We start from the raw sequence: 21,932 nt of genomic DNA, 5'->3' as shown, positions 1-21,932 counted from the left end.
ATATTATCGGGTCAATATTGATATGACGGTAATTAAAAGACTTGATATCGAAATTATAATATTTGTATTTGCGCCTAATTTCGAACTATTGATCTGAGCTTGATTAGGCTCAACATATATAACATCGTTCTGGGCTAAATAATAATAAGGCGAGTTTAGCGTGCTTTGCTTTGTAAGATCTAAGCGATTCATCGTCTTCTGACCGTTCACTTCGCGAATGACCATTACATTTTCCCGTACTCCTCGAATAGTCAGATCTCCAGCCATACCAAGAGCTTCCAATACCGTCACCCTTTCAGATGGTAAAACAAATGATCCCGGCCTAGCGACTTCGCCTAATACTGAAACCCGGAAGTTATTAAAATTTATATTAACTCCTGGATCTTTTATATACTTCTCAAGCTCTAATCGAATCTTCTCAATTGCTTCAACGCGTGTCAAACCAACAACTTTGGTTTTACCTAACATTGGTAAAGTTATATTACCATCATTATCTACTGTATAAGTTGGTCGCAAAGCCATATCAGTATTTTGGGACATATTTCCGTTTGCTATTGAACTTATAGGGTTGAATGGCGCTGTCACTTTAGGATCAGCAGCTGTTACCACAACAGTCAGGATATCATTCACCTGAATTTTGGGGACATACTGATCATATAAAGTATTTATCTGCGTCGAATCATTTTGCAGATAAACCATTTTTTTCCTTGATCCACATGAACTAAATAATATAATTATCAAGGCGCAAAAGAGCCCCATTGATAGGCCATACTTTAAAATTGATTGCATGTTTTTATTTCTAATTTGAATTGATTGCTATTATCTAATTGACAAAATTATATTTTTTTTACAAATACTTGAAATTCGTTGACGTTTACAAAACGCAAGCCAATAAGCAAAATTTGTGCCTGAAAAATTTTCACCTTCGAATAATCTAAATTGATTTAAAATATTCCACAGGCCAGGTAAAATCATCTTCTACAGCATGCGATAAAGGATAATCTGCATAAACCAACAATTCACTATCCTGTTCCAACGCCCTAAAGGCTGTTGCATAGCCATTTGGCACATTCAGCACCTTCATTTCCGCAGCTCTTAATACGATATTATGAATTGGTAATGATTGATCGGGCTTTGCCCAATTGTCGATTTTCACCAAATCTAATGAAAATTCTCCTGAAAGTACATAAAACCATCTTTGCTCAATTTTATGTCCTCGCCAACCTCGAGTCAACTCTGTATCTACATTCCTTATAATATAAAACCGTTTGACTGGACTCATATCAAATTCATTTACAAAACGAATTGACCCTCGTTCATCCTGCGCTATTCCACCTTGGATTGTATTTGGTTCCATGCTTATCATATTAATGAATTGCGTATTTTTTTACAATATATGTTTTTAATATCAAATAGACTGCGCTTAAGAAAGTGAGTAAAACAATAGCAAATATAAGTTGCAAATAGACTGAAGCATCAGCGTATTGGATAACCAAATATCCAACAATAAATTGTAATAGTCCATAGACAAAAGAGACTAAAAGTTTATTCACCTTTGCTTCATTAGCCAAGAATTGATATAAATGAGAACGATGTGCTTCAAAAATATTTTCTCTGCGTAATAATCTTCTAATAATAGTCCAAACTGCGTCTAATCCGTAAACAGCTAAAAATAAGATATAAATCAAATTACCGGTTTTCATTATAAGAGCGCCTAATGCAAAAAGTAGAATGTAAGCAATAGCTACAGACCCAACGTCACCGGCGAAACACTTAGCCTTCATCCTAAAGTTGAAAAAAGAAAAAACGATCACCCCTAATAGGGAATAAGTTAACAAATTTTGGTCTATAAACATCAGCTTATTATTGACAATCGAGAGTAAAACGCCAACCGATAAGCTATAACATGCTGTAATGCCATTGATCCCATCCATAAAATTATACGCATTAATAACACCTACAATAATGATAAATGTAAGGAGGAGATAATACCAAGGCATGGAAAATACTTCTAACTGATAAGTCATTAACAACACCGATACAAAGTGAATCAATAGCCGCACCTTATTGGAAAGTGTGAATATATCATCAAGAAAAGATATGATGGTCATTAACGACAATCCAAGAAAAAACCAAGGATACTGAAAACCAGATTGAACGAAGTAGATCAAAGCTGCGAAATAAAAAATTATGCCTCCTCCGCGTAATGTTATCGTACTGTGGGACGATCTTTCATTCGGTTTGTCAATTATGTTAAATTTGTCTGCGACTTTGAAATATACAAGCTCCAAAATGAACAGTCCAATTAAAATAAATATATATATCATTACTTCAAATATTGTAGTTTAACCTGTACTAATTTGTTAATAAATTATTATCCAGATTTTCAAAAATAGAATTTTGAGATTTAAACTCCGGCACAATGGATTTAATCAAAGAAACCATCTGCATTTTATCATCCATCGGATTAGCCCGCTTAACTAAATCACAGAGATTATCAATTATAACCTTTTTTTCCGCCAAATTTAGGGTATTTACTTTTGCAATCATGATTTTTTCATGATAAGTTTTTTCGGTATTTTCCCCGTTAGCCAACAATTCCTCGTAGATCTTTTCTCCCGGTCGCAATCCAACGACTTTGATATCGATATCTTCAGGATAAGATAACCCTTTTAAGCGGATCATCTGTTTTGCTAGGTCCATTATCTTAACCGATTCACCCATATCAAATACGAATATCTCGCCCCCATTTCCCATTACGCCCGCTTCCTGCACAAGCTGACAGGCTTCTGGAATAGTCATAAAATATCGTGTAATGTCCGGATGAGTTATCGTAATTGGCCCGCCTTTCTCGATCTGCTTTTCGAACAATGGAATAACTGATCCATTTGAACCGAGCACGTTCCCAAACCGCGTTACAATGAAGTTAGTTTTTGAATGCTCATTAACGACACTGACAGCGATTTCCGCAACACGCTTTGTCGCCCCCATAACATTGGTCGGATTTACAGCTTTATCCGTCGAAACCATTACAAATTTTTGGACTTCATATTTATCTGCTAATAAAGCAAGATTATAGGATCCAAAAATATTAGTCCAAATAGCTTCATAAGGATTAGCCTCCATCAACGGCACATGTTTATATGCAGCAGCATGGAAAATCAATTCAGGTCGATAGTGCTGAAATACACTTTCCATGAAATCCTTATCGCGAACATCCCCAACTATAAAATTGAAATGTTCAAAAAAAGGATTAGAACGCAGTTCTTGTTGTATATCATACAATGCAGATTCAGCCTGATCCAGGACAATTAAATGTCTCGTAACTAATGCAATTTGACGCACTAATTCTGAACCGATAGATCCTGCACCTCCTGTAACAAGAACTACTTTATCAGCCAACGCCTCCTTAATAATAGGATTGTCAAGCTGTATCGCTTTGCGGCCGAGAAGATCTGAAACTTTTAAAGCCCTGATTTGCTGGGCAGCAACATTTCCTTCTAATAAAGCCGCAGAGTTAGGAATGATCTTAATTTTAATTGGGAGCAACTCAGCTTTCGATGAAATATTCTTTAGTCGTTCTGGCGATGAATTATCAATTGCAATAACCAATTCCTGCGCCCCTCCTATGCGCTCCAGCAATTTCTCATTCAGTTCTTCAAGCGGTCTGACGCGAATCCCTTGAATATAACGGCCTATTCTATTGGGATTATCGTCAATGATAGCGACTACTTTATAGCGATTTCGAGAACCTAATTGCAATAAATTATACGTATTGTGACCCATATTTCCTGCACCGAATAAAATAACCGGGATCGCATTCTGTCTGCTGTTCCAGAAAAAGCTATGATATGCTGTTTTATAGAGCAAACGAACGGATGCCATGGAAATCCCAGTTAAAAGGGCATGAAACAGCAGCTGGGTTTGGGAAACATAGTAACGGCTCTCAATTGGGTTCGAAACAATAGTTTCCCATAGGTAAGACAAAGAAACTCCGATAATAAACGCAACGGCGATACAATTTCCAATTAATTTGAGATCGCGCAAGCCCGTACGTCTTACAATACTTTGATAAGGCTTAAACCAAATGAAGACAAGAACATAAATTGAAGACATGATCGCAGACTCCAATAACATAATAGGCCACGAAATTTCACCGCGATGCTTCATAACCAGAATATAGCTCAAAACAAAATTGAACCAAACTATAAAAAGGTCGATTAGAAACACCAACCAGCGCGGTCCATCTTTCCGGAGAAATCCCTTAAGACGATCTCCACTATCATTTTGCTTATCCCTAATTTCCATCTTTATGTTGTGTTATATTGCTATACTCCATTTTGCTTCCCATGACTTCGTTCCGTCAAGCTTTACAATTCCCTCTTTCTCGGAAAACAGCAAATTGTGATTAATATGGTCTGGTAAACCCTGCCATGGCTCCAAACAAATAAAAGAACTACCCGGCACAGACCATAATCCAAAATATGGGAACCCTTCAAAGGAAAATATCAGCTGTTTATTGTCGGATTTTAAGCGGACCGAAGTGGAATTTAGATTTTTAAGTATCCATGCATCCTCTTTAAAAGTGTCCTTATTGAGAAATAGACAGTGATTTTCTAATTTGATCTTATTATAAGTTTTAGACAGCAAATTATCATGAAGAAAATACCGTTCCACCCTATCATCTGCGGGGAATTCTATATAACATCTCGTATCAACCTGATCGTATGAACAATTAAATGCAGGGTGGGCGCCTAGCGAAAAATAGATTTCCTCTGTCCCTTGATTGAGAACAGCATAACTGACTTCCAGCCTGTTTCCCTTCAATTCATACTTTATTCGCAAAGAAAATTCAAAAGGAAAACAATATCGTGTAGTTTCATTGGCTTGAAAAGAAAAAACAATACTTGTTTCTGTCTTTTCCACAAGCTCGAAACTGTTATCGCGAGCAAAGCCGTGCCTAGGCAGACTGTAGGATTGTCCGCTGTATATAAACCGACCTTCCTTCAATGCGCCTACTATAGGAAAAAGGATTGGACTAGATTTTGCCCAGTATCGCTCATCGGCCTGCCATATCCATTCATAATTATCACCTTTGTCCACGGCAGACCGTAATTCCGCACCTTTCTGTGTTATCCCAACCCTAAAAAATTCATTCTCAATCGTATGCATCAATCAAATTATTAACCTATGATATCTTTCATCATTCTGTCCACTTTTTCCTGAAGAACAAGTTGTAAGCCAGGATAATCAGCTGAATCCTTTAAGTTTTCTTTCACTGAACAGTAAAACTTGAGTTTAGGCTCTGTCCCAGATGGTCGTGCGGAAATTACGTCACCATCTACTGTTATGAATTGTAACACATCCGACTTGGGCAAAAAGATCGCTGTTTTTTCGCCAGTAAACATATCTGTGGTTTGGGAAAGTTGATAATCCCGAATTTCTTTGACTTGAACACCTCCAAGACTCTTCGGTAAATTATCGCGTAGTCCCAACATCATAGCCTGAATTTCCTCGGCACCAGCTTTCCCTTTTTTAGTTAGGGAAATGAGCTTTTCTTGATAACAGCCAAATTCTTTGTAGATATCTAATAGAACTTCATAGACAGTTTTTCCTTTTGTTTTGAAATAAGCAGTCATTTCGGCAAGAAAAGCACAAGCGTTTAATGCATCCTTATCTCTAACAAGATCACCGACAAGATAGCCATAGCTTTCTTCACCACCGGCCAGATATTGTGCTGAATCGCCTAAACGGGTAATCAATTCACCAATATATTTGAAGCCTGTAAGTGTTTCATAACAAGGCACACCAAAATGTTCTGCAATGTCTGCCTCCAGATTTGTTGTTACGATAGTTTTTACGATATACGGATTGGCCCCCAATTGTTCTAGGTGACTTTTTTCGCTGAGAACATAGTATATCAACAGGCTACCGATCTGATTGCCATTAAGCAGTTGAAACTGTCCTTGATTGTCTTTTACGACAATACCTACGCGATCGGCATCGGGGTCTGTCGCCAATACAAGATCGGCATCAATTTCTTCACCTTTTTTTAATGCTAAAGCCATTGCATCTTCCTCTTCTGGGTTTGGATAGATTACCGTCGGAAAGTTGCCATCGGGAGTAGCTTGTTCGGCAACAACGGACACATTTTCAAATCCCCAGGCAGCCAGCATTTTAGGAACGATTGTAATTCCCGTACCATGTATCGGAGAAAAAACAATTTTCAAGTTTTTTTGAGCTAGTACCGCTTCAGGGTGAATACTTAATTTTTTATTGGCGTCAATATAGAGCTGATCAATTTCATCGCCGACGGGAATGATATTGTGTGTGTTCCCTTCAAATTTAATGTCGTTCACAGCATTGATTGCGTTTACTTCATCGATTACATTTTTATCATGTGGGTCAGTCAGCTGGCATCCATCATTCCAATAAGCCTTATAACCATTGTATTCCTTTGGGTTGTGTGAAGCCGTTAGCATGACACCGCTTTGACAGCCGAAATGACGGATGGCAAACGATAACATTGGGGTCGGGCGTAATGCTGTGAAGAGGTATACCTTGATGCCGTTGGCTGCAAACACGTTGGCAACCAGCTGGCCAAAAGCCTGCGAATTGTTGCGGCTGTCATATGATACCGCTACTTTAATCTCCTGATCTGGGAACTGTTTCTTTAGATAGTTGGCTAATCCTTGAGTTGCTTTGCCGATCGTATACTTATTCATACGATTGGAGCCCACACCCATAATACCTCTTAAGCCGCCGGTTCCAAATTCAAGATCCTTGTAAAAAGAATCCGTAAGTTCTGTATCCTCATTATTGTCGATTAAATCCTGAACTGCTTTCCGAGTTCCTTCATCATAACTTGGGGTTAACCAATCTTCGATTTTTTTTTGTAAGTTTTTATCTAAATCTAAAAGTCCCATCATTACTAAGGTTATTGAGTAGTGTAAAACACTATTATATAAATGATTGTATTGTATGTTTTAAACCTTCTTTCGCGCTTATTGGTAGTCGCTCTAAATGCAGCGATTGCTTTATTTTTTCATTAGATACGACATATGATTCTGTTAACTTTTTCAAACGCTCCGAATTCAGCGGAAGAGGCAAAAAATCGCCAACTTTTACGAGCGCTTTAATAAAAGCAGAAGGAATTGCAGATAATCTTGGTTTTTTTCCGAGGGTCTCAGAAATCAATGTAACCAGGTCATTCGTAGATAGAGATTCGTCATCAGCGAAATTATAGATACCAGAATCAAGATCTTTTGTCTCGAGCATCGCCTCAATCAAAAACGACAAGTTATCTACACTTAGAAAAGAGCGTTCATTATGAAAAGAAGCTAACGGCCAAGGGATACCTTTTTTTACCACATTGAATAATAGATTTAGATTACCTTTATTACCGGGCCCATGAATCATGCAAGGCCTAATAATAAACAAACGTTTACCTTCGGCTAATTTATTCCCCAAAAGATATTGCTCGGCTTGGTATTTGGATCTACCATAAGCCGTTAGAGGGTTGCCGGTTATATCTTCTCGGACGATAGTATCAACAGAATCTGCTACAGCCTTCACCGAAGAAAAATAGAAGAAATCTTTAATATCAGATTTTATAAACTCTTCAAATAGATGTACAGTCAAATAATAATTAACATCGAAGTATTCCTGATCATGTGATGTATTCGCTGTATCGTGTGCTTTACCTGCTAGATGTATGATTGCATCCGCCTTATTATCAAACTGGTTGATCCAATTATCATTCCTTAAAGAAAGGCTCTTAACTATATGCTCATTTTCGATAAGATACTTTGTGAGATTTTGACCAACAAACCCCGAAGCTCCAGTAATAATAACATTCATAGGTAGAAAAAAGAATTATTTACGTTTTAAAAAGCCGAATATCTTCCATACGGCACGAGATTTAATTTTGAAAGTACTATATGAAATTTGATTCATTTTAAGGGCTTTCATAATTTCCTCGGAAACTTTTTTATAACTTTCCCAGCCAGAAGAACTCACCCCGCCGACAAGCATACGATGAGTCACAATATTAGAGTAAGCCCAAGAAATCTTATTTTTAAGGAAGAATCTTGTAATCAGCTCATAATCTGCAGCTATTTTGAAGTCAAGTGCATAGTAACCAAGCTTATCAAATAATTCTCGCTTAAAAAATATACCTGGATGCGCAGGCATAAAACCAATTTTAAGTTTTTCAGGTGACCATTTTGCTGCAGAGTAATGCCGTAAAATTTTCCCATCATTATTATGTTGGACAATATCGCCTAAACTCGCACCGACATCATGGTTCTTTAGGAAGTTAACAGTCTCACTAATCACATTTGGGTTAGCAAGCGTATCATCTGCATTGACTATACCCACATAATCCCCCGTAGCCATTGTGATCCCTTTATTCATTGCATCATATAAGCCCTTATCCGGTTCCGAAATCCATTTTGAAACGACTTGTGGATATTTTTTTATGATATTGAGCGTCTCATCTTTAGAATTTCCATCCACAATGATATATTCAATATCATTATAGTTCTGCTCTTGCAGCGATCTGATGGTCTTTTCTATTGTTGCTGCTGAATTCCAGCAAACGGTAATAATTGAGATTTTCATACTAATCAAATTTTGGAATAAAGCCCTTGCAAAAAGCTACGAGCAAATCTTTCGGTTCTTTCGGGTAATTCCCCCCAGTTGACAAACCTTTCCGGTCCATTTATCAATATGTCCATAGAACTTGCGAGTTCGACAGCATTTTCTGGATCGAAAAAATAACCTTGATCTCCCAATTGCTCTATATGAACATCAAGGTTAGACGCAATAACCCTTCTCTTCAATGTCTTTGCATCTTCAATAACCGTACTCCAGCCTTCAAATTTACTTGGTTGAATAACACAAATAGCATATTTCATCAAAGCTAGTTGATCTTCTCTTGGTAATAACCCAACTAATTGGACTTGGTCGGAAAGATCGTTCGCCTTAATATAATCTTCAATTTCATTTATTAGGGTTACATCATCGCTTTTATTCGGGCGGCCTGTCATTAATATATTTGCAAAAATCCCGCGATTTTTTAATTCTTTTAAAGCCTTTAGTACAATTAAATGGTTCTTATGAACATAAAATTGATTGCTAACAATAAAGTATTCTCTCGTAGTGTTGTATTTTTGAGTGACGTATTCTTTGCTAGGTAAAGCTTCAACATCGAAAATAGAAGTAAATCTCACTATTTTAGGAGCAAAAGCTGCTTTCATCGGATAAAATTGCTTAAAATGATCTACTGCAGATTGACTAGACAGAATTAGCCCATTACTATTTTTAACAATACTTTTGAACTTTAATTCTCTTAAAAATAGGTTCAATTTGTTAAAATATTGTGGGTAAAATTTGTGTTGAAAATCTGGAATCCAAGAGACCAAATCAATATTCTCAGAACAAGTTTTACCAATAAAGTCATTGAAAGGAAATAACACATCCAAATTGTGGTGGGTAAAATCATTTGTAAAATAAAAATTCCTTCTCAGAAAAAAAGACTTAAAATATCGCTTATAATCGAAGTCGAGATCCACTTCAACAAATTTCACTTTAGAATAGTCTATTTCCTTTAGATATTTTTGCGTTCTCTGATTATAAAACACTACTATTTCAGGTTGTTCATCCGAAGGAAGATAATTGCAGGCTTTTATTACATTAATGAGATAATAAAGCCCTCCTAACCACCTACTTTTAAAAATAAATAAAATACCTATTCTTTTACTTTTCATTTGTTTCATTTATAAGCCAATTATGGTAATTTTTCAATCCTTCCTGAATTGTTATTTTAGCCTTAAACCCGTATTTCTCCAGTTCACTCATATCCGAACACCAAAACAGTGGATCTCCAGGTTTTTGAATTCCGTTAAAATTAAGTTGCAATGAAGGATTAATGATATTTAAAAATGTTGAAGCAATATCTTCAATAGAAATTTCTTCGCCCGAACCCAAATTATAAGTTTTACCCTTGAAAAGATTGTTTTGAATAGCAATGTTCAATGCCTCCATAAGATCTTCTACATAAATAAAATCTCTTGTCTCATTACCTTTACCGAATAAAGCCACCTCACCTTTGTTGTTGGCAGAAATAGATTTTTGATAAATATCCCATAACAATTGCTTTTTTATACCGGGGCCGTATGCAGAAAAAATTCTAAACGATACGGTTGATATTCCAAATACCTGAAAAAACTCAGAAATCAATTGCTCGGTAATCATTTTATGGAAACCATATGGAGAAAGCGGATTTAACTTGGAGTCTTCTTTGATGGGAAGCTCTTTGGGGTTACCATACACTGCGGCACTTGAAAGATTAATAAATTTACAATCCTTATTATATACCCTTATTGCATTAAGTAAGGAATAAACGTTACTTACATTCATCCTAAAGTCTTCTTGAGGATATTCTAGTGAGAAACCCACTCCGGGCGATCCCGAAGCGTTTATACAAACATCAAATTTTTCTAACTTGAAAATATTGTTATAATCTGGAGCAAATCTATCAACCTGAAAATATTTCTCATCCAATGGATACTCCGACACACCGCATCCATACACATCATGTCCCAAATTTTCAAAATAGCTTAATGCATTCGAACCGATAAATCCTTTCGATCCTATTATAACAATCTTCAATTTTTCTGTATTCATAATATATTTTTATCAAAATCTCTTGAGATTTTATTGTTGAATATCTAGAACTTTTACGACTTTTGCCGGATTACCGGCAACCACGGTAAAGGGAGGAACATCTTTCGTAACCACGCTTCTAGCTCCTACGATCGCTCCTTTTCCAATCGTAACCCCTTTCAATATCATAGATTCGGCGCGTATCCAAGCATGGTCTTCAATAACTATAGGCAACGAATTAACAACATTCCAATTCTTATTTTTCAGATAGTTGCCTTTTTCATTCACATAATCAATATATGTCTGCTTAACATCTTGATCTCTAAATCTATAATCCAAAGAATGAGAATCATGATCATAAAACACAACACCCCAAGCTACTAGAATGTCATTTCCAAATGAAACTGATGATTTGCAAATAATGCTACTATTTCCCATATATACTCTATCACCTATTTTAAACTTTGCCGTATCACCCTCAAGAATTATTGTCATACCTAATAAGCATTCATGGCCTATTTGAACCATTTCCTTCTGTCTTCCATTAAGTCGGTTTTTGACTATGCTAAAATTTACTTTCTCCCGCATTCAGAATATTTTTCTACCTTCTCTTGCCCCCTATCAGCTTACTTAAAATGTAATTTATAATTTTATTCATCGCTTCTAATTCAATTGCTTGATAAATTTAGCTGGGTTTCCAGCAACTAAGGTAAAAGGGGCAACATCTTTAGTCACCACACTTCCTGCAGCGATTATTGCACCTTTTCCAATTGTAACCCCTTTTAAAACGGATACGCCATAACTTATCCAAACATGATCCTCTATAATTATTTTGGCAGTCTCAACAGCCCCTTGATCTGATGGATGGCCAATTTTTAACAAATTTTTATAAGATTCAGCCCTCTCCAAATAATTTATTTCGTGGGAATTAGAATCTATTATATTTACATTGTGAGAAATTAAAACATTATTGCCAATACTGATCGATTCTCCTGACCTAATATTTGAACCCACACCTATGTATGCATAATCACCAATACTAATCTTACCTCCATGTTTAAATGTCAATAAACTACCATCGATAACTACACTGTTTCCAATAGTTATATTATTAACATCATCGGTTTTATTTTCTACACTTGCATTCCTTCTAAAATGGCAACCACGACCATGGGTAACGAAACTTTTACAAGAAAGATCATTTATTTTATCTGACATCTTCCTTTTCAAAGTCAAAACGTAAAAAGCTATTAATCCTATAATTTTCTTCATCTCTATTTTTTTAAATATTGACTCATCCTGGCCAATAATTTTGTAAAAAAACTGGTCCTCTTCTTTATGTATTTTCTTGTTTCATTTACGATATATTCATCCATTTCAATTTTTTCTGGAAATGAAGTAATTTTATAGTCCCAATCCCAAGATTTTAGAGGAAAAACTTCATAACTATCTTGATGTCTTCCTGACCCGTCCCAACCAATATTTCTTACCAAAGTGATATCAGGGTATAATATTAGACCATGATTTTTAAATGCGTTCCAATAAAATCGAATTCCCCAAGAACTGACCTTTTGCTGTTCCATTTGCTGAATAAACAATTTTCTATAGTCATAACTCCCTTCAAAATTAAATTTTTTCGCGAGGGCCTTATCCAATTTAAGTATATTATAATCCTTACATTCAAAATCTACATTCTCCCAAACTCTATTCCATGTAGCCCAACCCCAAGTAGAGGTCAGAGGAACAAAAAAGCTTTTGTGATCAATCTCTATACTTGGCACGTTATAACTAAAACCAGCTATTTGAAAAACTCTATTTTCATTTTCATAAAGGGTTAGCGCAGTATTCATATATTCCAGAAATGTAGTACTAGTGAGCAAATCATCTTCAAGTACAATCACTTTTCCAAATTTTTTAATGATTTGGCTTACACCAGAAATAACAGAATTTGCTAAACCTTTATTTACAGGCGAAGTGATAATTTCAACCTTACCACACCAAGCTTTTGAAGCAATCACTTCCTTTACTAGCTCATTATTCTTTTTATTCTCATCGGAAGCAGCTTCAGCCACTCCATCACAAAATATAAAAAGTGAAGACTCCGCAGCCAAAGTATTATTTGAAAGTGCTTCCAAAGTCCTTTTAGTATGCTCAGGACGGTTATAAACAAATAAAACAATTGGTGCCAGCGCTGTATTTAAATCCATGTGTATATTTTACTTATTTTTAAATTAACTATTAAGTATAGAATTCCTTTTACCCAATAAAACCCCCATACTCAACCATAATGTCCGGTTCATTTCAAGAGACATCGAACTTAATGATTGAAAAAAGGAGAATAGAAAAACCATAGAAAAGAATAGAAGTACCATATCAGCCTCTTTATTATAAATATATTTTACTGCTCGAATTACACAGGTTAGAATTACCAAAATAAGAGGTATCCCCAAAATCAGCCCAAACCTTTGTATTATTTCAATAAATATATTATGTGGATAAGGGGTGTAATGTCTCTGACCAACAAAAAGATATTGATCATAGTTATTGAAAAAATCGTTATACTTGTCTTCCCTCTCCTCACTTGATCGGTCAACAGAAGTACCCTGAACCGATCCAACCAAGTCGTCCATTCTATTCATAAACCCGTCAAATGATCGTTGCGCTCCGGGATTGATTTTTATAAAGGCAAAAACTAATAGTGCTCCTAAAAAAAGATAAAGAAGTGTACGCATTAACATTGGAATAGCCTTCTGCAATTTCAGTCCAGAAAAGGAAAAAAGAATGATAATAATGGCTAGATATATAATTGCACCACGAGACTGTGTTTGAATTATCACCAGCACTGACAATAACATTAATGCCAATGCTGTATAAGACATTAACTTGCTTCTTTTACCCAAAAATCTATGAATTATAAAAAGGATAATAAATATTAATGCATTCGTGTAAGCAATCCCAATAACATTGACACCATCATCTTCACCACCTACGGCACGACCCGACGTACCAACAGTTACGACTAAACTATTTTGAAAAATAAAAAAGAATATCGCACCAACAAATGTTAATATGAAGATTATAATTATAGTCTTTTTATTTGGAAACTTTATCAGAGATTCATTTTTCGCAATAAGCGCACCCGTTATTATTAGCAATACGTTTATAACACCAAAAATGATAATTGTCGGAGATGTGGTATACTGCTCCTGTAAAAACGCTTTAACAATAACCAGAAGGAAATATAAAGATGCAAAAATCGATATTTCTACCCACCCCTTATGCTTCTTTAAATGACCATTAATATTGTACGAGAAAATCATCAACAAACCAACTGCAAGAATAAGATATTTCAGGGCATTTCCTCCCACAAAATAACCATTAACAGACCATAATACCAGGAAAAAACCTAAATATAAAGTATTTGATATATTTATCTTTTTCTTCACTTTTTCAAATCAAAATAGTCCAAAATAATATTATCCTGCATTCCTTTGCCAGGTTGTGATTTATAGGCCCCTTTATACCAATTAGCAAATATAGAATCTTCGGCTTCCCACCATACAATACCACTTACCGACGAGTTTTTATAAGTAAAATTTCGTATTGTTTGAATATAATTCTTCATCTCGCTCTTGGAAACCAATTGATATGCATATCTTTTATTCGATGGATGGATCATACTCCAAACGAATGGAACTACAGGTTTATTCAATCTACTTCCATAAGATAATGCCTGACGGAGGTTCTTCTCCAAATAGGATATATTCGCATTTTTTCCGACCTGCTTATCGGGATAGAATAAATAGAGACTCGGCATAATAACATCACAGTTTTGCAAAATGCTATCGTATTTAGTTAAATCGGTCTCCTTTGATTGATCGTAATAATAGCGCTGTGGAAGAGCATAAATTCCAATTTTAAGATTCGGCCGCAATTTTCTAACTAACCGAATCATTGAGATAAACTTCTGCTCAGCATTTTTATACCTAGAATCAGTTTTTTTATATTTTGAAAGATCATAAAAAAGACTGTTCTCCAAATCTAAACAAATAAGCTCGTTAGCGCTCTTATCTGGGAAAATACGTATAATGTTTTTCTCTAGCAAATCGAGATCAACAGTCCCGACATTTTTCGGGTCAATAAAATGTTGTGTTATTAAACGATAATTCTGAAAATTCCCGCCTACTGCTAGCAGATCATTAGATCCTTTGTTGTGAAGTGCTTTTGCGTAATATACAGTAAAACCCTTTTGCCCATAAACGATAGAGCTTATAAATAAGATCCATAGCAATAAAAACCATTTGCTTCTCATATCGGTATGTATTAATTTTTAAATAAGTCTATAAATAAATTTTGCCACCTTTGGCCAATTTCATCTATTGTAAAATCTATAGCTTTTAATAAGCATTTCTGACCAATTTCTATCCGTTTATTCTCTTCCTGAATAAGTTCGATAACCTTCGTAACATAAGCGTCGACATCGAAAGGCTTTATTAAAAAACCATTCTTTCCAGAATCAATTATATCCGATGCAGAAGCATAACTATCAAATGCCAGAGGAATCGATCCAAAGGTCATAGCCTCAACCAAAACAATGCCAAACCCCTCATATGCAGATGTCATACAAAATATTGGTGAATCTTTATAAAATTCCACAGGGTTTTTAAAACCCTCAAATTCAACATTTTTTAACCCTTTTTGTTGCACTATATTCTTTATAAAAGCTAGATCTGGTCCATCACCAACAATTTTTAAAATCCAATCTGGAAAATGAGGTGAAATTTTGCTCCAAATCTCTATTAAAAGATCCACTCTCTTTTGTCTTATATCGATCCTGCCAACATGTAAAATTTGCTTCTTTTTATTACCTAAATATTTTTCATTCTCATCACTCACAGCGAAAGAAGTAGGGTTACTGATTGCGACTACTTTATTTTCATTTACTTTTTTACCCAAGAAAAATTCCAGCTCTGCTTTAAAGCTATTTGATAAAAGCACTACTCTGTCAGAATTCTTATATAATGATTTATAATGGTCTTGATATTTTCTTTTGTAAAACCATAAAAGTGTATCCTTAACTATTTTAATTTTAGTCAAAGGCAACAAAAAATGTAACCCTTTTTTCCTTGCGTCATTATAATACGTAATATCAAAATGTTTAATTGGCGATAAAAATGAATTATGTATACAGGATATCAACTTAACACCTGCCTTCTTTGCATAATAAGCTAATTGAGACAGCTGACTATGCATACCTGCTTGATTAATAACAATATCAATTTTATAGTTATCAATTAATTTTAGCAAAAAATCGACATTATCAATGTTAAGACATTCATCTTGATTTGGTAAAAAAAATTGTCTTTCCTTATTAAAACTATCGGAATTTCTAATGAGAGATAGGTAGAAAACAGAAAAGCCTCGATCAACAAAACAATTTGTTAAGACCTCTGTGACACGCTGAATTCCTCCTTTTTCAGGGTCGATAGTTGAACCATATAGAAATAATATATTCATATCAAATTGTTAAAAAGGTAATAGCTTAATCTTTTTTAAAATATTGTAACCCCAATATCTAAACTTAAAGAAACCAACAGGGGAAAGTTTAAGAAATGCAGCTTGTATTTTTTTTGCTGATTTATCAGTATGATTAAAACAATATAGTAACGATTCCCTATTCACTCTGAGAAGCCTGTAATACGCTTTTCGATCATCTTTTGAAAGAGTTTGCGCTTTAACAAAAAATGGTAAAAATGTCTCCCATCTTTTTTTCATAATAACCTTAACCTGATCATCAGAATATTGGTTTCCTTTTACAAATTTGATATGACTATTTAAAATTTCTATAGCAGCCGAAAGTCTTTTCAGACTAATTGACTGCATGATAGATCCAGGGCGTTCAGCTATATAATTTAAGCCAATTACAGGTTTATATGTTACCTTTTCAGCATATGCAAAAACTCTAGGTAAAAATTCCATATCCTCATGAAGAAGACCCTTATAAAATCTAAAATTAAACTTATTCAGAAAGCTCCTTTTGTACAATATATTCCAAGCACCATAAAATGTAACTTTTGACATAAAATCAAAACCACTATAAACCTTTCCTTCTTCTATTCCTTTATATACGGTCCTTCTATTGTAGGTATTATAAATAAAATCTGCATCAAATACGATAAGGTCTTGTTCAGATACTGTACTAAGAATATCTTTTAGAGCAGTTGTTGAAACTGAATCGTCGCTATCTACAAACCAAACGTAATCTCCATTAGCAATTTCAAGCCCAGCATTACGCGCATCTGATAATCCCCCGTTTTCTTTGTGCAATACTCTGATACGCGCGTCTTTCAAAGCGTACTCTTCACATATTTCACCACAGCCATCTGGAGATCCGTCGTCGACTAATATAACTTCTAAATAACTATATGTTTGTGACAGTATAGAGTCAATGCAGCTGGGTAAATACTCCTCTACATTATAAATCGGAATTACAACTGAAACTAGAACATGACTATTCATGTAACGATTCAATTAAAGGGTTATACATACTTTCAAGCAGTTTACTATCATATGGACTGTAACTTTCCAAACTATTTAATTCTCCGAAGGCCTTTTGTGCTTCCCCTATATCTCTTACGAATCGAATATAATTTAGATCTTTAATCCAATCATATGTTCCCAAAACTTTTTGATTATAATTACTAAATACAATGCATGGTGTTCCAGTTATAGCTGCCAAAACCATTCCATGAAGTCTGTCTGTTATAACAATTTTTGCAGATCGAAATTGCGATAGCTTAAATTCTAACACAGCCTTTCGCTTTTCTAATGTCTTTACAGTACGTGAATCCTCGGCATGCATATCAGAATTAATTACTTGGTCAAAGTTTGAAACAAGAAGCTGATGTACTTGCTCTTTATCGGAATTCGACAAAATAGATTCTTGATCAGCTCTGATGACTTCAAGACCGTAGCTTCGCGGTTGATTCTTAAGTTGAGATTGTGATAAAACTATATCGGGTGTGAGGATGACCTTATTGGAAGGAAAATATTCTTTCATTAAATCAAATGAAACATTTTCCCTTGCTGTTAAAGTCAAATTAGGATGGCCTGCAAAAAGCCTCTGAATAGCTTGTAATTGTTCTTTTCCTGAAATATCATTGGAGTAATGAATTGTTTGTGGAAATACGACAATCTTATTATTTGGGAAATTCTGGATAACAAAAGTTCTCAATTTTTCCTCTCTCATATATTCATTACCAAAATTCCCACCTCCATGTAAAAGTATAATATCGTTTTTATTGATCAAAGAACTATATTTTTCGATAAAATAAACCATCAAATCTTGATTCAGCTCATATACTGTATGGCCTGGAAAATTCGCATTTAAAAAATCTAATTGTGCTTCTGCAATTGCATGATCACCTATATTTGAATGCGTAGGTGTTTGAAATAAGAAGAAACGTTTATGCTTATTTTCAGACTTTATTAGACGAGCTATTTTGTCTGCTTTTCTCTTATCTAACATTTTAATGTAAGCAGACATGATTTTAATTAAACTTCTTTTAAGCATTTTTGCCAAATTTTGATTTGATAAATGAATAAATAAGATTTCTTTCAGATTTACCTATTCCCAGGATGAAAATTGAAAAAAATATAATAGTTTCGAAAATCAAGGTATATAGAAAGAAAGATGCCCATGTAGTTTCACGCATAACCCCTTCTTTAATAAGATAAAATACCCCTCCAAATAAGATAAATATTGGAATTATATTAGAGGCATAAACCAATATGTTTTTAAGACTTAGGTGGATGATTTTTTTGATAAAGTAAAACCGATAGATGAATGCGATGAAACTCAGACCGAGTTTACCGATTAACACATAAACTGGACTATATCCCAATTTTAATAAGAGATATGACAGCGGTAAATTCAACAATAGAATAAACGATATGCTTAGTTGATAATTACGAATTTTCCCAGTAGCATGAGCTGACATCCACAACGGACCACATAATGCATCAAACAGAGATGACAATATTATAACTCTTGCAAATGGAATAACAAACTGAGGAATAACATCACCCAGCCATAAATGTAGTATAAATTCTGTATGAAGCAAAAATGGCGCTGCTAGTATGCTCATTAAATAAAATGAATATTTTGAAGTATTGATAACTAACGCTCTATGCTTCTCATAATCATTAAGTGCATACGTCTGGATGATTTGTGGATTGAAAGCGATTTGAAAATTAGATATAAAGTTATAGATAGCAGCATTTACCTGGTTTGCTATTCCCATCGCCGCGTTTACAGTCACACCTATAAAAATATTTAACACCATACTAAGGCCTTGGTTTGCGCCAACTGTTGCAACTTGTCCAAACAAGTTCCACCCCGAAAATGATGTCATTTCCCGGGTGAGAACTTTATCATAATACTTTCTAAAGTGAGTTTCTGTCTTAAAATTTTTGACACAAAACACACGATAAATAACGTTTCCTAACAGATTTACAAACATTAAAAGAACTCCATACACAACCAGATAGTCGTAATTAGTAAAAAGAGAGAGCATGTAAACTATCAATAATTTCATGATGGTCTCAAAAATCCCGAAATATGCGTAAAAAGACATCCTCTCATACGCTAGTATAATCGCGCTATAAGGTATTCTCGTAATGTCTATAATAGTAGTCAAAATTGACATTTGAAAAACCAGATTAGCGGCAAACATGCGGTCAGCGGGAATATTGAGTTTATAATTTAAAAACCATAAACCAAGAGTTTCTGCTAATATAAGAACCACTAGACTAATGCCTATGTGTATATTCATACTCGTGCAAAAAACATGATTAATACGCTCTTTTATTCCTTTTGCAATCTCTATATTTAAGAACCGCTGAGTAGCTGAAGACATAGCACCATTCAAAAATGAAAACAATACAACTACCCCGCCTACCAAGTTATAAATACCGAAATCTTGCACACCCAGTGTTTTCAATATAATACGGGAGGTAAAAAGTGTTACCCCCATATTGAAAAACATTCGGAAATACAAAAAAAGTGTATTTTTAGCTATTGTTCTATTTGATGACACAGTAAAATATTGCTATTAACCTACAAGGTGCTCCCACTGAGCATTAAATGATTCCTTTTTAACGACGTTAAGATCCGAATTTACCATATCTTTTACCAGTCCAGCTAAATCATACTCCGGTACCCAACCAAGCTTTGTTTTAGATTTTGTGGGATCACCGATAAGAAGGTCAACCTCTGTCGGACGATAGTATTTAGGATCTATGCATACAACCGTTTTACCTATCAATTCATTAATACGTTGTTCAGAATTGTCTCCCACTTTCTGAACAAAAATCTCTTTGTCCACATTCTCAACTATCGCCTGTTCATTCTCAGCTTCTCCCTCAAAACGAAGAGTAATACCAACTTCTGCAAAAGCAAGACGTACAAAGTCACGGACTGAAGTCGTTACTCCCGTAGCAATCACGTAATCTTCAGCAACTTCTTGTTGCAAAATGCGCCACATTGCCTCAACGTAATCTTTCGCATGCCCCCAGTCGCGTAAAGCATTAAGATTACCCAAAAATAATCGATCTTGTTTACCTAAAGCAATAGCGGCAGTAGCCATCGTAATCTTACGTGTTACAAAGGTTTCACCACGACGAGGTGATTCATGGTTAAACAATACACCGTTACATGCATACATATTATACGCTTCCCTGTAATTTTTGGTGATCCAAAAACCATAGATTTTGGCAACCCCGTAAGGTGAGCGTGGATAGAAAGGAGAGTTTTCATCATAAAAACCTTTTTCATTTTTGTTTTCTTCCAAACCACCATAAAGCTCAGAAGTCGATGCCTGATAGATTCTTGTTTTCTTTTCCAATCCTAAAATCCTTACAGCTTCTAAGATGCGCAATGTACCAATTCCATCAACGTTAGCAACATACTCAGGCGAATCAAACGATACCTTCACATGAGACATGGCACCTAAATTATAGATTTCATCAGGTTGGACCTCTTGGATAATACGAATAATATTGGTCGAATCTGTTAAATCTCCGTAATGCAACTTGAAATTAACATGTGCCTCATGCTGATCAATGTATAAGTGATCAATCCGCTGCGTATTAAAAGAAGACGATCTTCTCTTGATACCATGAACCATATAACCTTTTTCCAATAGTAATTCGGCCAAATAAGAACCATCTTGACCAGTGATACCAGTAATTAATGCTGTTTTCATATTATTAATAGTGAGTTTTGATTTATATATGTTAAATCAATAATGTTATAATTTTACTTCTTTATAGTGTCCTTCATTTTCTAGAAACCAAGCATAGGTACGCTCAATTCCTTCTTTTAGTTCTATCTTGTGTTTCCATCCCAATTCATGCATCTTCGAGATATCCATCAATTTACGGGGTGTTCCATCGGGCTTAGTAGTATCCCAAACAATCTCACCCGTATGTCCCACTACTTGCTGAATCAATTCAGCAAGCTCTTTAATGGTTAGGTCTTCCCCTGTACCCACATTATACAGATGCTCCGGCAACTTATTTTCCAATGCGAAGATAACGGAAGCTGCCATATCATCTACAAATAAGAACTCACGCATGGGTGTGCCTGAACCCCATAAAGTTACCGCCTGATTGCCATTCTGCTTTGCATCATGAAATTTACGGATCATCGCCGGCAATACGTGGGACGATTTCAAATCGAAATTATCATGTGTACCGTATAAATTGGTAGGCATTAGACTAACGTAATCTTTTCCAAATTGCTTCCGAATAGCTTGACACGTTTTTACTCCCGTGATTTTTGCAATCGCATACCACTCATTGGTAGGTTCAAGGCTATCGGTTAAAAGATAATCTTCTTTTAGAGGCTGAGGTGCAAATTTTGGATAGATACAGGAAGAACCCAAGAAAATAAATTTATCTACATTGCCCTTAAGAGACGTATCAATCAGATTATTTTGGATCTGCATATTTTCCATCAAAAACTGATACGGGAAATCATTATTAGCCAAAATACCCCCCACACGAGCAGCGGCATCAATAACGACCTCAGGCGACTCTTCTTTAAAAAATGCTTGAACAGCAACTTGGTCGCGTAAATCAAGTTCTGCACTGGTTTTCCCGACAAGGTTATTATATCCCTTTGACTGCAGTATTCTCCATATTGCGGCCCCTACCATTCCACGGTGACCAGCAATGTAAATCTTTGTATTTTTTTCCATCAA

Annotated in this window: 21 protein-coding genes; all 21 read right to left on the bottom strand. The window is 35.1% G+C overall.

All coding sequences use genetic code 11. The features are described 5' to 3' along the window. Window positions 1-3: 3 nt before the first annotated feature. Entirely contained in the window at window positions 4-789 is a 786-nt protein-coding gene (locus A9970_RS16500) for a polysaccharide biosynthesis/export family protein (RefSeq protein ID WP_182983076.1), read from the bottom strand. A gap of 145 nt (window positions 790-934) precedes the next feature. Then, on the bottom strand, window positions 935-1,357 hold the full coding sequence (locus A9970_RS16495) for a WxcM-like domain-containing protein (RefSeq protein WP_182983075.1): 423 nt from the start codon (window positions 1,355-1,357) through the stop codon (window positions 935-937). Window positions 1,358-1,367: 10 nt separating this feature from the next. Next, a complete protein-coding gene (locus A9970_RS16490) occupies window positions 1,368-2,327 on the bottom strand; it encodes a glycosyltransferase family 4 protein (RefSeq protein ID WP_182983074.1) in 960 nt (319 codons plus the stop codon). A 28-nt stretch (window positions 2,328-2,355) separates the two neighbouring features. Next, window positions 2,356-4,308 (bottom strand): nucleoside-diphosphate sugar epimerase/dehydratase, encoded by a 1,953-nt coding sequence (locus A9970_RS16485; RefSeq protein ID WP_182983073.1) that lies wholly within the window; start codon window positions 4,306-4,308, stop codon window positions 2,356-2,358. A gap of 12 nt (window positions 4,309-4,320) precedes the next feature. Then, a complete protein-coding gene (locus A9970_RS16480) occupies window positions 4,321-5,172 on the bottom strand; it encodes an aldose 1-epimerase family protein (protein ID WP_182983072.1) in 852 nt (283 codons plus the stop codon). Between the two features lie 11 nt (window positions 5,173-5,183). Continuing rightward, complete coding sequence (locus A9970_RS16475) at window positions 5,184-6,926, bottom strand: phospho-sugar mutase (protein ID WP_182983159.1); 1,743 nt, start codon at window positions 6,924-6,926, stop codon at window positions 5,184-5,186. A gap of 34 nt (window positions 6,927-6,960) precedes the next feature. Next, window positions 6,961-7,860: an NAD-dependent epimerase/dehydratase family protein gene (locus tag A9970_RS16470; RefSeq protein WP_182983071.1), complete on the bottom strand. Its 900-nt coding sequence runs from the start codon at window positions 7,858-7,860 to the stop codon at window positions 6,961-6,963. Between the two features lie 15 nt (window positions 7,861-7,875). Continuing rightward, window positions 7,876-8,622: a glycosyltransferase family 2 protein gene (locus A9970_RS16465; RefSeq protein WP_182983070.1), complete on the bottom strand. Its 747-nt coding sequence runs from the start codon at window positions 8,620-8,622 to the stop codon at window positions 7,876-7,878. A gap of 5 nt (window positions 8,623-8,627) precedes the next feature. Then, window positions 8,628-9,770: a glycosyltransferase family 1 protein gene (locus A9970_RS16460; RefSeq protein WP_182983069.1), complete on the bottom strand. Its 1,143-nt coding sequence runs from the start codon at window positions 9,768-9,770 to the stop codon at window positions 8,628-8,630. Further along, complete coding sequence (locus tag A9970_RS16455; RefSeq protein WP_182983068.1) at window positions 9,760-10,689, bottom strand: NAD(P)-dependent oxidoreductase; 930 nt, start codon at window positions 10,687-10,689, stop codon at window positions 9,760-9,762. The genes A9970_RS16460 and A9970_RS16455 overlap by 11 nt, the downstream gene beginning before the upstream one ends. A gap of 30 nt (window positions 10,690-10,719) precedes the next feature. Continuing rightward, the gene (locus A9970_RS28940) at window positions 10,720-11,106 is read right to left on the bottom strand and encodes an acyltransferase (protein WP_409079953.1); all 387 of its coding nucleotides are present in this window, start codon (window positions 11,104-11,106) and stop codon (window positions 10,720-10,722) included. A gap of 225 nt (window positions 11,107-11,331) precedes the next feature. Continuing rightward, window positions 11,332-11,886, bottom strand: coding sequence for an acyltransferase (locus tag A9970_RS16445; protein ID WP_409079952.1), 555 nt, complete (start codon window positions 11,884-11,886; stop codon window positions 11,332-11,334). A gap of 56 nt (window positions 11,887-11,942) precedes the next feature. Beyond that, a complete protein-coding gene (locus A9970_RS16440; RefSeq protein ID WP_182983065.1) occupies window positions 11,943-12,875 on the bottom strand; it encodes a glycosyltransferase family 2 protein in 933 nt (310 codons plus the stop codon). Window positions 12,876-12,899: 24 nt separating this feature from the next. Further along, entirely contained in the window at window positions 12,900-14,114 is a 1,215-nt protein-coding gene (locus tag A9970_RS16435) for a hypothetical protein (protein WP_182983064.1), read from the bottom strand. Then, window positions 14,111-14,980, bottom strand: coding sequence for a hypothetical protein (locus A9970_RS16430; RefSeq protein WP_182983063.1), 870 nt, complete (start codon window positions 14,978-14,980; stop codon window positions 14,111-14,113). Before A9970_RS16430 ends, A9970_RS16435 begins: the two co-directional genes overlap by 4 nt. An 11-nt stretch (window positions 14,981-14,991) precedes the next feature. Then, the gene (locus A9970_RS16425) at window positions 14,992-16,185 is read right to left on the bottom strand and encodes a glycosyltransferase (RefSeq protein ID WP_182983062.1); all 1,194 of its coding nucleotides are present in this window, start codon (window positions 16,183-16,185) and stop codon (window positions 14,992-14,994) included. 9 nt (window positions 16,186-16,194) lie between these two features. Further along, window positions 16,195-17,187, bottom strand: coding sequence for a glycosyltransferase (locus A9970_RS16420; protein ID WP_182983061.1), 993 nt, complete (start codon window positions 17,185-17,187; stop codon window positions 16,195-16,197). Further along, the gene (locus A9970_RS16415) at window positions 17,180-18,241 is read right to left on the bottom strand and encodes a polysaccharide pyruvyl transferase family protein (RefSeq protein ID WP_182983060.1); all 1,062 of its coding nucleotides are present in this window, start codon (window positions 18,239-18,241) and stop codon (window positions 17,180-17,182) included. Before A9970_RS16415 ends, A9970_RS16420 begins: the two co-directional genes overlap by 8 nt. After that, the gene (locus tag A9970_RS16410; RefSeq protein ID WP_182983059.1) at window positions 18,234-19,703 is read right to left on the bottom strand and encodes a polysaccharide biosynthesis protein; all 1,470 of its coding nucleotides are present in this window, start codon (window positions 19,701-19,703) and stop codon (window positions 18,234-18,236) included. The genes A9970_RS16415 and A9970_RS16410 overlap by 8 nt, the downstream gene beginning before the upstream one ends. Window positions 19,704-19,781: 78 nt before the next feature. Next, window positions 19,782-20,933 (bottom strand): GDP-mannose 4,6-dehydratase, encoded by a 1,152-nt coding sequence (gmd, locus tag A9970_RS16405; protein ID WP_182983058.1) that lies wholly within the window; start codon window positions 20,931-20,933, stop codon window positions 19,782-19,784. A 45-nt stretch (window positions 20,934-20,978) separates the two neighbouring features. Beyond that, window positions 20,979-21,929 carry a GDP-L-fucose synthase gene (locus A9970_RS16400; protein WP_182983057.1) on the bottom strand — a complete coding sequence of 317 codons (951 nt, stop codon included), beginning with the start codon at window positions 21,927-21,929 and terminating at the stop codon, window positions 20,979-20,981. Between the last annotated feature and the right edge of the window lie 3 nt (window positions 21,930-21,932).

This window comes from Sphingobacterium sp. UME9 (genome assembly GCF_014170215.1).
In the GTDB taxonomy this organism is placed as follows: Bacteria; Bacteroidota; Bacteroidia; order Sphingobacteriales; family Sphingobacteriaceae; genus Sphingobacterium; species Sphingobacterium paramultivorum.
The sequence above is the reverse complement of the archived record's forward strand: the minus strand, read 5'-3'. Positions and strand labels throughout refer to the sequence as shown.